General features: G+C 38.6%; 10 protein-coding genes. 1 reads left to right on the plus strand and 9 read right to left on the minus strand.

What is annotated here, in order from left to right:
- Positions 1-53 precede the first annotated feature (53 nt).
- Positions 54-590: an NADPH-dependent FMN reductase gene (locus QM481_RS05995; protein ID WP_283381061.1), complete on the plus strand. Its 537-nt coding sequence runs from the start codon at positions 54-56 to the stop codon at positions 588-590.
- A gap of 379 nt (positions 591-969) precedes the next feature.
- On the opposite strand, the gene QM481_RS06000 is transcribed toward QM481_RS05995, so the two are convergent.
- From QM481_RS06000 to QM481_RS06040, 9 genes are all read right to left on the minus strand, one after another.
- Positions 970-1,893 (minus strand): helix-turn-helix domain-containing protein, encoded by a 924-nt coding sequence (locus QM481_RS06000; protein ID WP_283381062.1) that lies wholly within the window; start codon positions 1,891-1,893, stop codon positions 970-972.
- Between the two features lie 15 nt (positions 1,894-1,908).
- On the minus strand, positions 1,909-2,805 hold the full coding sequence (locus tag QM481_RS06005) for an SDR family oxidoreductase (RefSeq protein WP_283381063.1): 897 nt from the start codon (positions 2,803-2,805) through the stop codon (positions 1,909-1,911).
- Between the two features lie 534 nt (positions 2,806-3,339).
- Positions 3,340-5,103, minus strand: a complete 1,764-nt coding sequence (locus QM481_RS06010; protein ID WP_283381064.1) for a RagB/SusD family nutrient uptake outer membrane protein — start codon at positions 5,101-5,103, stop codon at positions 3,340-3,342.
- Between the two features lie 200 nt (positions 5,104-5,303).
- Complete coding sequence (locus tag QM481_RS06015; protein ID WP_283381065.1) at positions 5,304-8,702, minus strand: TonB-dependent receptor; 3,399 nt, start codon at positions 8,700-8,702, stop codon at positions 5,304-5,306.
- A 171-nt stretch (positions 8,703-8,873) separates the two neighbouring features.
- Positions 8,874-9,989 (minus strand): FecR family protein, encoded by a 1,116-nt coding sequence (locus QM481_RS06020; protein ID WP_283381066.1) that lies wholly within the window; start codon positions 9,987-9,989, stop codon positions 8,874-8,876.
- Between the two features lie 316 nt (positions 9,990-10,305).
- On the minus strand, positions 10,306-10,935 hold the full coding sequence (locus QM481_RS06025; RefSeq protein ID WP_283381067.1) for an RNA polymerase sigma factor: 630 nt from the start codon (positions 10,933-10,935) through the stop codon (positions 10,306-10,308).
- A gap of 160 nt (positions 10,936-11,095) precedes the next feature.
- Positions 11,096-13,375 (minus strand): heparinase II/III domain-containing protein, encoded by a 2,280-nt coding sequence (locus tag QM481_RS06030; protein WP_283381068.1) that lies wholly within the window; start codon positions 13,373-13,375, stop codon positions 11,096-11,098.
- A 34-nt stretch (positions 13,376-13,409) separates the two neighbouring features.
- Entirely contained in the window at positions 13,410-15,053 is a 1,644-nt protein-coding gene (locus tag QM481_RS06035; RefSeq protein WP_283381069.1) for a glycoside hydrolase family 43 protein, read from the minus strand.
- 175 nt (positions 15,054-15,228) lie between these two features.
- Positions 15,229-16,443 carry a sugar MFS transporter gene (locus QM481_RS06040; protein WP_283381070.1) on the minus strand — a complete coding sequence of 405 codons (1,215 nt, stop codon included), beginning with the start codon at positions 16,441-16,443 and terminating at the stop codon, positions 15,229-15,231.
- Positions 16,444-16,494 lie beyond the last annotated feature (51 nt).

The following is a 16,494-nucleotide window of genomic DNA, read 5'->3' on the forward strand; positions in this document are numbered from 1 at the left end:
TTCTATCGTATTTTTGAGAAAACTAAACCATAAACCCTTTAAACCGCAATCAAATGAATATTGTCGCTTTCGGTGCTTCTATTAGTAAAACCTCTATCAATAAAGCTTTTGCCCATTTTGTAGCCTCAAGCTTTGAGGGACATGATATAAACTTACTGGATTTGAATAGTTTTCCGTTACCTGCTTTCGCGGTTGATATAGAAAAAGAACCTCAATACGTTGCGGTTGTGCAGGATTTTATTTCGACTGTACAACTCGCAGATCTTTTGATTATCTCAATGGCAGAGCACAATCGAAGTATGACAGCAGCTTTCAAAAGTCTCATTGATTGGTCATCAAGAGTGCAATATGACTTTTTGAAAGGTAAGAAAATTCTACTTTTGTCCACCTCTCCTGGCGGTTTTGGGGGACAAAACAGCCTTGGACTAGCCATTAAAATATTACCTATGTTTGGTGCTGAAATTATCAATACCTTTCCATTACCTAAGTTTTACGAGAACTTTACCCCTGAAAATGGCATTGTCAACGGAGAATTGGGTAAAGCGTTGGAAGATATTTTGGCAGATACAAAAGCCAAACTTGAATGGTAAAAACAAACATGAGCCATCCTGAATTTAGCGATTTAGTGATTATGTAAAAATTTGTATTCCACCAGTAGAGACGCAATGATTGCGTCTTAAGCCAAGTCATATCTAGCGTAGTAGCATCAAAAAAGCGGTCGAAAAAATATTTTTCGACCGCTTTTTTGATAAAAACTTGGAGAATAATCCCAATTCTAAAAATTCGGGATGACTCATGTTTTTGATGCTATATTCCCAAATGACACATCTTTAGACGCAAAGCATTGCGTCTCTACGGATGAAACGTAGATTTAAAAATTAATCACTCAATCTCAAATCACCAAATGGATGTCAAAATCCTTGCTACTCCTATGGCTCACTTTTCTACCTTGATATTTAGGACTGACGTTTAATTAAATTTTTCTCGAAATTCTAAAGGACTTTGATTTGTTTTGTTTTTAAATAATCGACTAAAAGACTGTGGTTGTTCAAAGCCTAAATGATAGGCAATTTCAGAAACTGTCAGATTGGTTGTCGATAGTTTTTCTTTAGCCTTACTGATGAGTTTTTCATGAATATGCTGTTGGGTACTAAGTCCTGTCAGCTGCTTCAATAAATTCCGTAGATAGCCTGTCGAAACGTTCAGTTTTTCGGAAATATCTTGAACAGTGGGAATACCTTGTGAAAGCAAATATTCATCCTTTATTTGTTCATTCAAAATATCTTCAAGTCTAACCAAAATTTCATGATTTACTTTTTGTCTAGTAATAAACTGGCGCTGATAAAACCTTTCAGAATAATTGAAAAGTGTCTCTAGTTGAGAAATAATAATTGCTTGGCTAAAAGTATCTATGGGGTTATTATACTCTTTTTGTATGTTGACAATCAATTGATTAAGAGTAGCCTCCTCATCCTCAGAAAGAAAAAGTGCTTCATTGGCAGAGTAGTCAAAAAAGTCGTATTTCTTAATATTTGTAGCCAGAGAGGTATTCCAAATAAAATCAGGATGAATCATCAACATCCAGCCGTTAGGACGACTAGCAGGGTCGTCTACTTCTACACTCAACAATTGATTAGGTGCCATGTAGAACATTATCCCATTATTAAAATCATATTCATAATTACGTTGCCCATATTTGTAATGATGATTCATTCCTCTTTTCAATGAAATCGCATAAAAATCGAATAATAAGATTTCTGTGCCTTTTTCACGTAAAGCCTGAAATTCCTCAAATCTAACCACGCTAATCAAAGGATGTTTGGGCTGAGGTAATCCTCGAAGTTGATGAAACTCCGAAATGGTTTTTATCTTGTTGGGCAACGTATTTTGCATGATTTTAAGACTTTATTACTGAAAATAAACCTTTGTTTCGAGATCTTCTATCAAACTTGGAGCTGTAGGCTCCCAATTTAACATTGCTTTGGTAATTTCACTAGAAGTGGGGTTGTTAAACGAAGCAAAATGCACAAACCAAGTAAAATACTCTGCGGCCTCCTCTGTCGATAACGACACTAATGGGACATCCAAATGCTGGGAAATTAAGCCTGCTATGGTTTTCATCTCAATACCTTGCTCTGCTACAGCATGAAAACGTGTCCCACTTGGCCAAGAACTTTCTAAGGCCAATCGAAAAGCGCGAGCGGCATCTAAACGATGCACCGCAGGCCAAACATTCTGTCCACCATTTATCACGCCAGCCTTTCCTTTTTCTCTCGCTAAATTAACAAGAATCGGCACAAAACCGTGTAAATCTCCTTCGCCATGCACCGAAGGTGGTAGTCTGACAACAGCTACCTTACAGCCTTTTTCTGCAATGATATCGACCGCTATTTCACTAGCAATTCTTGGATTGTGACTTGTAGGCGATATACGCTGGTGTTCTGAAACTATTTCTGGCTGAGCAACAATTGCTGTTCCTGAAGTGACAAGGAAAGGTTTTTCTGTCCCCATGATAGCTTCACCGATGGTTTCGATGACCTGTCTATCAATCGCACAAACTTCTGCAAATCGAGTAAAATCATGAATAAAACCCAAATGAATAATGCCATCAGCAGATTGCGCTCCACTTTTAATACTATCTAGATCATTCAAATCACCATAATGAACCTCCGCTCCTACGTTGATGAGTTTTTGTGCAGATGTTTCATTACGAGCGAGTCCTAAAACCTGATGTCCTGCTCCTAATAGTTCATTAACGACTGCCGAGCCAATAAATCCTGTAGCTCCTGTTACGAATACTTTCATGTTAGTTTTTGCTTTAAAATTGATTCCCAAAATTCAGGTTTTCCCCATGGAATCATGTAGCAAAAACGCATATAGTTGTAACCGAAAATGTATTATTAGTTAATAGGATATAGATGAATGCTATAAACAGAATAGTCTTGGACTTATTTTTTTAAAACAGTTTTGAAACTGAAGCAATTGCTAGTCCGAGACATAGTCTGGAACTAGTTAAGCTTGAATAAACGAAAATTTTCGTGTTTCCATTTGTAAAAGCTCCGTAGGAGCGACAGTTTGGTAGCAATAAGTCTTGAGAAAAACCTTTTTTGAGCGCCGTAGGTGCGACAGAAAGCTAAAAGCTAGAAATCTGTCGCACCTACGGCGCTCTTTTAATAGGTCAGGAAATAGATTCACTACTACCAAACTGTCACTCCTACGGAGCTGATAAAAGATTGGGTTCTGTAAAAATCCTAATAAACAGGCTTATCGATGTTATATAATTGACAAAGTTAATTTTGCCGCTAACTTAATTCGTATTTCTTAATTGAATACTTTTTCTTACCAGCCTGGGTTTTGAACCATTTGCTTATTTCGGTCTATTTCCGATTGTGGAATTGGCCAGAAATAGTGTTTTTTCTCAAATACACGAGTTTCGAATATTGCTCTCTGGTAAAATTCTGTGTCCGTAAAACTTGTGCCTTTACTGACATTCATCCCATACATAGGTCCACCTTGAGTGTTATCCGCGGTTTTCCAACGACGCACGTCAAATAGGCGATGTTCTTCAAAAGCTAGTTCAATACGGCGTTCGTGACGAATACGCTCACGCATATCCGCTTGGGACAATCCCGTTGGCAAGGCTGGAATACCTGCACGCTCACGCACCAGATTGACATATTTAGCAATATCTGTATTGTTTGGACTGTATTCGTTTAATGCCTCCGCATAGTTCAGGTACATTTCGGCCAATCTAAAATAAATCCAAGATTGGGTTGTATATCTGTTGTTGGGCACATCACTATTAGGACTCACAAACTTGGTCAACAAGTAGCCTGTTTCAGTATGGTCATGCGAGCCATTTTTTCCAGAAGCTCCTGTTGCGTATAACTGTATTGGTGTACTAGATGCACCTGTAAACACCCATGTATCGTGGTTATAAAGTATGCTTACGTAAAATCTTGGTTCACGATTGAGATACATATTCCAGTCCAGTGCCTTGGTATATTTAGTGTCTGTTGTAGACAAACCCGTTTCTACATATCCTGAGCCAGCTTCATCAATACGTTTGCCATTGGCCATGTGATAGGCATCTATCATTTGTTGGGTTACACCCAAACCGTTCCAACCTTTCATTTGTCTTGGCGCAGCATGCACTGTCCATTTGTTGGTATTAGCACTCGGACGTCCCCAAATCACTTCACTATTCCAACGATCAATAAATACGTCTCTGTATGAAGCATAAGGGTCTAATTTACCCGAAGCGTCAAGCTTTTTGTACAAACCATTTGGCATTAAATCAATCACCGCCTTAGCTGCATCAGCAGCTAATTTCCATTTATTGGCATCATACGTATTCGTAATCAAGGCTTTGCCATCTGTATTCTTGAAACTAGCGTAATCTTGGTTATCTCCATTAAATAAAGGACTCGCTGCATACAGCAACACACGAGCTTTAATTGCCATAGTAGCCCTTTTATCCATTCTACCATAATCAATTACACTCTCAGTAACAGTTGGTAAATCTTTCGCTGCCAAATCTAATTCATCAACAATATATTTTACGCACTCTTCGTAAGAATTACGAGGCTTGGTTGTCTCAGCTAAGGAGGCATCTACAGGTATAATATTGGGTAGTAAAACTACAGGTCCATATTGATTTAGCAACAAAAAGTAGTAATATGCACGCAATGCTCTTGCCTCTGCCTTCGTGCGGACATTGATACCAGCGGTTACACCTTCGCACTCGGCACATTTTTCTACTGAATTAATATAAACCGAAGCGGCTCGAATTCCTTTGTAATAATAGGCATAACGGTCATAAGGGATTGACGTAGGTCCCCAGTTTCCTGTATTGATAGAGTTGGCGCCAATGGTAGTCCACACAAAATCTCCCTCATCAGAAACAGGTGTAAAGTTTGCATAAGGGTCGGCAGGATCGGGCAGATAGCTGTACACATTGGCAAGGTACTTTTCTACTTCCAATCGGGTGGTAAATACCGCATCGATTGTAAGCATATCATCGGGTTGTTTATCCAAAAAATCATCGCACGAAATGCACAATGCGCTTATGACCAATAGAAGAAATATAGAGATTCTTTTCATAATGATATTTCGATAAAATTTAGCCAAGTAAGAAGTTGTTAATAGTAATTCTTTTTCTGAAGCAATTCATAATCAAAACATTACGACTAGATTACACCACAGACATACTATTATTTTAATCCTCCCTACTACTTATCATGAATGAGTTTTAGCATTAGATTTGGAACAAATTGTTTTTTTCATTTGTGGTCTGTAATAGCCTACAAACTGATATTTACTCCAACATTGATATTTTTTTGAATCGGGTACACAGCTCCGCGACCGTTACCCAACTCTGGATCCCAATAATCAAATCCACTCCAAGTCAATAGGTTTAACCCTGCAACATAAAAGCGTAAAGTATTCACTTTCAGTTTTTTAGTAAGTTTTTTCGGAATCGTGTATCCTATTTCGACTGTCTTTAGGCGTAGATACGTCGCATCTCTCAACCACCATGATGACGAACGGAAATTGTTAGAGTTTGTGCCAAAAGATAGTCTAGGAAAAACTACATCTTGGCTTGGATTTTCTGGCGTCCAGCGGCTCAAAGCATTTACGTTAACGTTACCTCTTAAACCACCTTCAGCAAAAGGGTAAAAACCAACACCACCCAACATAAAGCTCATAGTACCTGCACCTTGAAAAAATGCAGAAACATCAAAGCCTTTAAAACCAAGTGTTGTTCCGAAACCGTAAACCAATTGTGGCGTTGGAGGATTTCCGATGGCTACTTCATCATACGAATCTATTAATCCGTCACCATTGACGTCTTTATACTTGATATCTCCAACTCTAACTGGTCCAAAAGTTTGCTTAGGAGAAGTTGTAATTTCGTCCTCACTTTTAAACAATCCTTCTGCTATCAAACCAAATGGTTGTTGATACCTCTTTCCTCTTCTATTTTGATAGGTATATTTATAGTCGGGAGCATCGTCATTGAGGAGTGTATTTTTCACATAAGTTACATTTGCTTTCAGGCCAAGGTTGAGTTTGCCAATTTTTTTGTTGTATTCCATATTGGCGTCAATTCCTTTATTTTCAAACTCGCCGATATTTCCCCATGGGTTATTTTGAAGTCCTAAAATAGCTGGCAATGAATTTCTTTGCATAAAAATGCCCGTTCTGATTCTCTTAAAAACATCTGCTTGTAGGTAAAAACCTCTGAGGAAGCGTAGTTCGAGACCGATGTTAGTTTCAGTTTCTTGTTCCCATGTCAAATCTGCCCCCCATTGGTCTTCTCCTCTACCTCCAAAACCATTATTGACATCTTGTCCAAAAGTATAGCCTCCATTTCCACCGCCTACTGTAGTGAGATAAGCAAATCGGCGTCCGCCAATTTGATCATTTCCTTTAAGTCCGTAGGACCCTCTCACTTTGAGATACTGAATAGCATCATTGTCTTTGAAAAAAGGTTCTTGTGAAACAACCCAACCAGCTGCTACAGCAGGGAAAAACCCAAATCTATGTCCTTTGGCAAAGTTTTCCGAACCATTATACCCTGCGTTAAATTCCAGAAAGTATCTTGATTGATAGCTATAAGACAAGCGACCTACCAAACCTTGCAACCTAAACGGCAAAGAGCTAATAGCATCGGTAGCATCGGCATTTTGATAATCTTGCTGATTATACAAAATCAATCCACTTACCGTATGTCCGCCAAAGGTTCGGTCATAGTTCAAGTTAGCTTGCATGTATATACGTCTATTTCCACCAGAAGATTTTGCAAAGCCCAAATCAGCGTTTCCATTCACCAACTTAGTCAGTAATAAGTTACCATTGGCGTCTCTGGTTGGAGCGGTATAAGTATCTACTGCCGAACGATACCTTTGAATAAAATGATAGTTATATCCATCAAAGGCAAACTTTCCAGATACTTTTAAACCCTGAGTGATATCCGATAGGTCTTGTACCAAGGTCAAATCAGATTGAATGTTATTGCGCCATTCTGTGGCAAAACCTTTACCAGTCAATGATTGATAAGGATTCGTGATGCCATTTACACCCCCATATACAAATCCTGCGGGATTGTTGTATGGATAAGTTGGTGAGTATCCTACGGGTGTGTTGAATAGTGCGTCGCCCCAAATAGAACCAGCCGAGGCTCCTGGGTAATTAGAGGTTACTAAAATACCACCCAAGCCAAGTTTTAATTCAGTAGTTTTACCCAACTTCACATCGGTATTTGCTCTAAAATTATAGCGTTTCAATCCTGCATTGGTATTGTAACGGTTAAGATTATCACCCTTCCAGATTCCCTCCTCATCGTAGTATGTTGCCGACACAAAGTATTTAGCATTCGGCGAACCACCCGAAATATTCAAATTGGCACGTTTGGTAGGTGTATTTTTTTTCACCAATAAATCTATCCAGTTTACATTAGGATAAAGATAAGGATCAGCACCAGAAGCGTATTTGGCAATAATCTCAGGAGTATATGGTGTGACAAAATTAGGGTTAGAAGCTAACTGAGCTTCGTTATAAAGATTCAAATACGTTGGTCCATCCACCATTTGTGGTAGCATCGTTGGCGAATTTGAGCCTGTCTCATACTTAAAACTAATGGAAGGCTTATCATTTGTTCCCCTACGAGTAGTCACTAAGATTACACCATTGGCACCTCTAATACCATAAACTGCCGTTGCCGAGGCATCTTTCAAGACTGAAAAAGACTCTATTTCTTCTGGTTCGATATTATTAATAGGTCTTTCTACCCCATCTACCAATACCAGTGGCGAAGCACCAGCACCAAAAGTACTGATACCGCGTACCCAAAATTGGGCGTCATCATAGCCAGGCTCGCCACTTCGTTGAACTGCGATTACCCCTGCTACTTTACCTGCTAAAGCATTATTCAAGGAGCGTGGAGCGGCAGATTTAATGTCAGCCATTTTCACCGTAGTAATAGCCCCGACTACACTCTCCTTTTTTTGCTCCCCATAACCTACCACTACAACCTCGTCTAGCGCTTGGTTGTTGACTTGCATTATGACCTCAACTTTTGAGCGACTGCCCACCGAAACTTCTTGCGTTTTGTAGCCCACAAACGAAAACACCAACACAGCACTGCTATTGGGTACTTGTATCGAAAACTTACCGTCTGCATCTGAAGATACTCCCTTTGAAGTTCCTTTAATCGAGATATTTACACCAGGCATTGGTTGGTTCTTTTCATCCAAGATCAAGCCTGTTACTGATTTTTCATAAATATAATCAATCAACATAGGTCTCAACGAAAGCATTGAGGTAAAGAGAGCCTTATTTGCCTTACTCAATATAATGGTGTTTCCAGAAACTTCATAATCGATGCCTAGGGGTGCAAGGAGTTTAAACAGCACATTTTTAATGGATTCATTCTGTGCCACAATTGTTACATTTCGTTCAGAACCAATCAATTGAGGACTATAGATAAAACTCACAGGCGCATTTTTTTTGATTTGACGTAAAGCCATATCCAAAGGTTTATTCTCCAAATGAAGAACAATTTTTTGGTTCAAACACTCTTGCCCATGATTCTTGTGTGCAATCGCAAAGGTTGTACAAAAGAGTATTAACAGAACTTGATAAAGAGAAAAGCGCATGATTTTCAACAAAATCTTAATTTGTTTCGTAAATTTTTTCATAACTTGTTTTGTCTTTTGTTAAGTTTTAGCAAAAAAATCCCTGCCCAACCTATTAGCGTAGGTCGGAAGTTGTTAGCGCAACATGTAGGGAAACCGCAGTCGAAGGTGCTGCTACACCTTCGACTTTTTTGTTGAAATGGGTAATGAAACTGGTATAGAACTATTTGAAGGCTAGTTACATTTTTTTCCATGAATCACGATCTGTCCATCTATCACTTCATATTTGGCATCGATTGCTCTGCAAATCAAATCGAGCTTTTCAAATAATGGTTGATTTCCAAGTTCTGCCGTGATTCGGCAATTGACCATTAATGTATTATCGTACACCATTGGAATGTTATACAGTTCATACAGTTTTTCAAAAACTTGTGTAACAGGTGTATTTTCGAATACCAAGTATTTACTAGTTGGCACGATACTTTTGAGAGGCTCAGGAGTTGCGACAATCGACCGTTTCATTTGGTTATCCACTCGGTTGAAAACCACCTTCTGATTGGGAGTAAGCATTACCTCTGGCTTTTTTTCTAATACTTCATCTTCGTTATTCAAAGGAAAAACTGCTACTTTTCCTGTTTTGACGATCACTTTTACCTCTTCTTCTTTATCATAAGAACTAATTGTAAAACTAGTCCCTAAAACCCTTGTAGCTAGCTCATTGGCATAAACCACAAAAGGTTTATGAGGATTTTTGGTTACTTCAAAAAAAGCCTCTCCGCTCAAGTAAACTTCTCGTTGTGTGGTCGAAAAAGCCTTGGGATAACTAACACGACTATGCTTTGATAGCGTTACCTGACTGCCATCAGGTAAATCCACAAGTTTTGTATTCTCGGAGTCGTTAATGACTTCTTCTAATACCTCTTTCTTGTCGTCAGTTCGTTTTTTATATGCGGTTTTCTGAAAACTAAACTCATCAAAACCTGACTGCTTGGACAGATATATTACCCCAAAAACTCCTACTAAAAATACGGCAGCTACTTTCCATAATTTGGTAAAATCGATCAAACGTCCTTTTGGTGAATCTATTTGAGGTGTCACAGACAACAGTTTTCGACTATCGGAAAATCTTCTAATTTCAACATTCAAATCGCTTTCTGAAATTTCTTCATGGGCGGCACGTATCTTCTTAATAATTTCTTTGGCAGTCTCTACATTTTTGATTTGGTGTGGATTTTCAAGTAACCAGTTGTTCCAAAAATGATTATCCGTTTCTGAGTTCTGTATTACCCATCGACAAAAGGCATCATCTAACATGAAATCTTTTACCGTAAATTCTATATAATTCTGCATAGATAAAATTGTGTTATTAGCCTTTCTTGTATGATATAGTAGCTATTGAATTATTGATACCCTTTTGTAATGATTTTTTTTGTAAAAAAATTGACCTTATAAATTATTAATCTCCTTTTACTGTTGGTAGGCTATAAAAAGTACCCTTACTGAATCGTAAGTAGTGCTTTTTACGTTCACGACTCAGTCTAACATCAAGGGTTTCTTTGATGAAACTAGCTAAAACGACAATAACCAAAGCAAAGCTTCGGTCAACAAAAAGACATAAGGAGGAGGTTACACTGCAAGCGTGTAAAGTCAAAGAAATGTAATTAGGTTAAAATTCTAGATATAAAAACTTGATAAATGGAAGTAGTAAAAACTCTGCCACCATTAACAAACTGCGTTTGAGATTCGTGAGCGAACGATGCAAAAAGTTAGCAACAGTTTGTCTTTCAATATCCATAATTGTGGCTATTTCCTCGTTGGAAAGCCCTTTGTAGTACTTCAGAAAAATTACTTCTTGCTGTCGCTTCGAGAGTTGTGAAATCGCCTGACGAATACTTTGTTCATTTTCATCCAACAACTCGGCGGCTATCCATTCTGATTCCATAGATTGACCATCACTTAAAAAGTAAAGTTCGTCATTGAGGTCTGTGGGTGCACCAAGTCGTTTCTCTAGCTTCAGTTTTCGAAACAAATTATTTCGAAGCGCCTTAATCAAATAGACCGTCACGTAAGGATTTTCAACTAATCCTTCACGATGCGACCACATTTCGAGAAACAAATCTTGTAAGCAATCTTTAATAAACTCATGGTCTTTGGTGAAGCGAGTGGCGTAATTAAAAAGCTCGCGATAGCGTAAAGCAAAAATTTGGTCAAAAGCCTCTCCATCTCCCTGTTTAAATCGCAACCATAATTCACTTAAAAGAGCTTCATCACGAGGTATATTTTCATTCACTTTCATAGAAAATAGTTAAAGTTTAGACATTCATAGTTTTGGTTTATCAATCTTTATTAATTCATAGGCTTAATTTATAAAAATGGAGTTTTTCACATTGGTAAAAGTTTCTTTTGTTTTGAAATACTCACAGAATACCCCTCATCAAAAGAAACTTTTAACACTTCTATTTCTGTAAATTTATAGAAAAATTTCCTTTTTGAAAGTCTACTTTCTGCATTTGCCCATTTACACTTAAATTTATGGGTTTTTCAGAAGCCGAAAATGTGGCACGAATCAATGGCTGTCCAGTCACCTGAATGTCATATCTAGCATCCTTTTCTTTGACCACTAATGACAATTTAGATAATGAACTAAACAAGCTGGTAGTATCCTTTCTTAAAAAGCTTCCGTATCCAATAAAATAGTTTGAAATGGTGTTAGGCGCCTTTTCAGGATACGAAATTGCTGTTAAATAGGCGTCAGTTGTGTATCCTCCAAATGTTTTGATACTATTGAGATGCATCAACCTACCATCAGCTTTGAGATTCAAATACACGTCTGTGACTTTACCATCTTGCTTGATTTTCACCCCAATCATATCCTCTCCTGTCATTCTTTCAATTACTGGAATATTGGTATCGTTGATGGAATCTTTAAGAATAATAGCGGTAATAAATTTGGTTTGACGCACTTGTTCTGGATAACCAATACTGTAATACTTTTCTTGCTCCTTTACATTTTCTTCATTCGGGGCAAGGATTTCATTAAGCGTCATTTTTTCAGGAAAATCATGGTTAAAACCTGTTTCAACTAAGGTTTCAGGAAAAAGTGGTCTGACCAATACAGCTCCTTTTTTGTTGACAATACTAATATCTCCACGCACTTTTTGAGATTCGCCAGCAGGATGCAATAGCCATTCAAACTTTCCTGTTTCATGCGCTTTCACGTCGTCAATGACTAAAATGACTTTACCTATCCATAGGAAATGGCGAAAATTTCGAGAGTAAATCCACGACGTAGGTCCAGTACCGTTCGACATCACATATTTAATATCACCAGCGTCTAACAGTTCTGACATTTCGCCACGAAGCGGTGCTCCATGATATTGTTGTTCTGTTGGTTGATATTTTCCATTAAAAGTCAAGACGTTGTGAGCAGGACTTTGAAAAAAATAGGCAGGATATTCTTTGGAGGCATACCAGCTATGCCCTGCATCTTTGATAACAAATTCGCCTTTGTGAAAAAGCAAAAAAGAGTTGACATCGGCATGAGAGTGATTCCAAGTATGACCAGATTTTACTGCCAACAATGTCGAATTTTTCTTCCAAGAATCCCTGAGCGTTGCCCAATCCATATCTTCATATAATTGCGAAGTTGGAAGATTGGGTAATTCAGGCGATTTAGAAAAGTCAGGATGAAAAATCAAGCCCATCGGCGCATTTTTTGCCAGACCTTCACGATGCTGCCCCGTTTCGATATTATTCAAATACCATAAAGCATTGGGATCTTGGTAGCCCAATGCCCATAACAATTTGACTGGTCGTTCGCCTACGATATTTTTATGACTATCCCCAAAAGTCAGAGAATACATCATTCCATCACGAGGATAACCCACATTCATAAAAAAGGAGGGAATATTTTTGAGCAAAGGAATATCAGGTTGTTTTACTTTAGGCAAAACATTTTGAAAAGCCAAACGAAATAAAAGATACTCTGAAACGCCGAAAGAAGCGTAATTTACACTTTCATACATTCCACCTTTCGCATCCCAAGTTTTGACTTTATGCTGTAATTGATCTCCTGCAAAACCAAACCATTCTTCGGCAGAAGCACTCAAATCTTTGAGCCATTGAGCAGATTCAGGAACATCATCCTTCACAGAAAGCAACGCTACACCAGCCATATATACACAAGATGACCACCAGTTATGACCCATAGAGTTGAGCGTATGGATTCTTTTTTCAGGTAAAAACCACTCGTCCAAAGCAGGACGAATACCCATGCGCATCAAGCCTGAAACAATAGTTTTTCTATCGTCCTTCGACAATTGGTCATAGACGCCCTCTAAGCCCATTGTCACAATCCAGCAATTACCTGCTGTTCGCAAATCGGACGACCAAGCTGGTTGACGTTTCAACATTTCAGGATTCGACCATGTGCTTTTGGTACAAAGTTTCAAAAGTTGTTCTTTTACTTTGTCAGCATAAACTTGCTCACCCGTCATGAGGTAAGCAAGACTCAAATAATCAATTTTATCCAAGTCAGGCTTTTCAAGTTGATGCTTAGCGACTGCCAGTGCTTCTTCCCAGTTTTTACGAACCTCCGCATCAGTTTCAATTCGTTTTTTTAAGAACGTAATGCGTTCTGGCGTAAAAAACAATTTTTGATGCTTTTGTGCCAAAGCACTCACTCCCATCAGCGTACTGAGGAAGAAAAGGAAAAATAATCTTTTATAATGCTTCATCTATTTTACTCAAGAAAAATGTTTAGTTAGTGTTCTATTTTTCAACCCTTATCCAATCAAAATCAGCAAATCCTGCATCATTAATGGTATCTTCACGCGTTGCGAACAACCCAAATTTAGCACCTATCCAACGTCCAACTTCTGATTGGAACGCCTCCCCTACTTCTGTAAAATTCTGATTGTCTTGACTGTAGCTAAACTTGCATGATCCATCCTCTTTCACGGCAAGCCTCAAATAAATAGCCTGCTTGGAATCGACCAATTTGATTTTGGTTTCTATTTCTGGTTTGTGGTTGTCAGCATCCTTGCAAGTAGTGTAGGTGAGCCAAACACCATCTTTTGCCGATTTTAGGGCAATATTGGCATAGCTAAAACCCAAAATAGTCAAGCCTACTTTTTCATTAATTAATCTTTCACATGGGGTAAATTGCAACTTGGTCGTAACCGTAAAAGCAGGAGCAGGAAACTTTTGCAGAAGTACATTAGGCGTCCACCACAGGTTTTCTCCAGTTGGAATTTTATCAGTAAACAAGCGAAGAGAACCTTTGCTAGGATACATAAATGCCCAAGTGACCTTTGGATTGGCATTCCACTGCCATTGCAAACCCAAGTCAAGCGTATTGAATTCATCAGAATCCTGAGGCGTTTCAATGACCGAAGGGATAGCACTTTTCGGTTTTTTATAAGTCAATACAGGTTCACCTTTGCCGTCTTGATCGGGATCAATGCCAATAACTGGCCAATCATGCTTAAAGCTCATGGGTTGTAAATGTACCACTCGTCCAAATACGCCTTTGTCTTGAAAATGTAAAAACCAATCTTCGCCAGTTGGTGTACTCACCCAAGCACCCTGATGTGGACCATTGATTGCCGTTTTACCTTGATCCATCACAACTTTTCTTTCGTAGGGTCCATAAATATTTTTGGAACGAAATACCAATTGCCAACCTGTAGCCACGCCACCCGCAGGAGCAAATACGTAATAAAAACCATTTCGTTTATAGATTTTAGGTCCTTCTAAAGTTGGGTCTGTTTCATGTCCATCAATGATAATTTTACCAGCATCCAGTACTTTTGAGCCATCAGCACTCAATGATTTTAGGACAAGAAAACTCTTAATTCCTGCACGACTACCCGCGAATCCATGAATTAAATAAGCCTTTCCATCCTCATCCCAAAAAGGGCAAGGGTCAATCAATCCTTTACCTGCCTCAACCAACACTGGCGTCGACCAAGGCCCTGCTGGGTTTTTCGAACGAATTACATAAATTCCATAATCAGGACCGGGATAATAAATCAAGAACTCACCTTTATAATATCGAATGGCTGGTGCCCAAACCCCTTTTCCATGTTGTGGAGTATCGAAAACTTCTTTGGGCGTTTGAACTGTCAACGCATTTCCAATAATTTTCCAATTGACTAAATCGCTGGAACGTAAAATCGGTAAGCCTGGAATATTTTCGAAGGAGGAAGCAACCAAGTAATAATAATTTCCTACACGAATGGCATCAGGATCGGAATAGTCGGCATGGAGTACAGGATTTTTGTAAGTACCATCTCCGTTATCGGCCACCCACGCTTTTGATACAAATGGCTTTTGTGCCAGAAGTGCTTTATCGTTAAAGCATAAGCCACCCAATAGCGTTATTTTGAAAAGTAGGTTTTTGAATGAATCCATTGATTTTAGATTAAGACGAGTATTGTTATATCAAGAATTTCCCTTAAACAAGTGATGAAGGTTTACTTGCTTTAGGGAAATCAATTTTCTGAAATAGAAAAAGTAATTTTGATATATTCAGAATTGAGTTTCTGAGATAAGGAGATGAATCGGGTCTTAAGATACCCTATTTGTATTATTTTTTTATTTTATATAACCTAAATGCAAAAACTGCAATAACCAGATAGCAGATTATTGGTAGATAATATGCCTGAGCAACATTCTGGTTGGCAACTAATCCCATCAGAAGAGGGAAAAATGCACCCCCGACTACGCCCATTGAAATAAAGGATGCGCCTTGTTGTGTATGTTTGCCTAGGCTCTTCAATCCTAAACTAAAGATGGTCGGAAACATGATGCTGAAAAAGAAATTTATCATCATTAAGGCACTGTAAGAAATCCAACCCCAAGCTTGTGCTACCACCAGACAAGCAATGATACTACCTGTAGCGAAGATTCCTAAGAGCTTGTTTGGAGCAATAAATTTCATCAAGAAAGTCCCCACAAAACGACCGAGCGCCATCATTGCCATAAAAACAATCATGTAATTGGCAGCTTGTTCGTCAGAAAAGCCCATGACATCATGTCCATAATTAATAAAGAATGACCATGTTCCTGCTTGGGCTGCAACATTGAAAAACTGTGCGACGACTGCCCAGATAAAATGTTTTTGTTTCCATAATGGAGTCTCTTCCTCCATAGTATCTGACTCAGTACCATGATGAGCAACCTCTAAATTAGGCACTTGAATAAAAGAGAATAATACGGCAACAACAGAAATGGCTATTCCTATGGAAACATACAGACTTTTTACAGAACCTAAATCATTTCCCTCATTTCCACTAGCTCTCAATAGAAAATAGGATCCGATGGCAGGACCAATGATCGTTCCGACGGCATTGAATGATTGGGATAAATTGAGTCGTTGGTCTGAGGTTTCTTGCGAGCCAAGAGCGGCTGCAAAGGGATGTGCTACCGTTTCGAGCGTCGCCATTCCACAACCTAAAATGAATAAAGCCAATCGAAACATTCCGAAAGATTCGGCATTTGCAGCAGGAACGAATAAGAACGTGCCCGAAGCAAACAGGGCTAAGCCAAACAATACGCCAGCTTTATACCCAAATCGCTTCATGAATAGTCCAGCAGGAATACTCATGATGGCATAAGCACCAAAAACGGATAATTGAATGAGTCCAGATTGGGCTTTGCTTACTTGAAGTACATTTTGAAAATGTTTGTTTAACACGTCGCTCATAGCGTGTGCAATTCCCCAAAGCATAAACAATGAGGTAACGAAAGCGAAGGTAACTAAGTACCTTCGCTCCGTTAAAGAGGCTTTAATTTTAGACATGATTTTGGTGTGCTTTAGGACAGAAACCGATAGCAATAATGTTTGATTAAC

This window comes from Flectobacillus rivi (assembly GCF_030056655.1).
In the GTDB taxonomy this organism is placed as follows: Bacteria; Bacteroidota; Bacteroidia; order Cytophagales; family Spirosomataceae; genus Flectobacillus; species Flectobacillus rivi.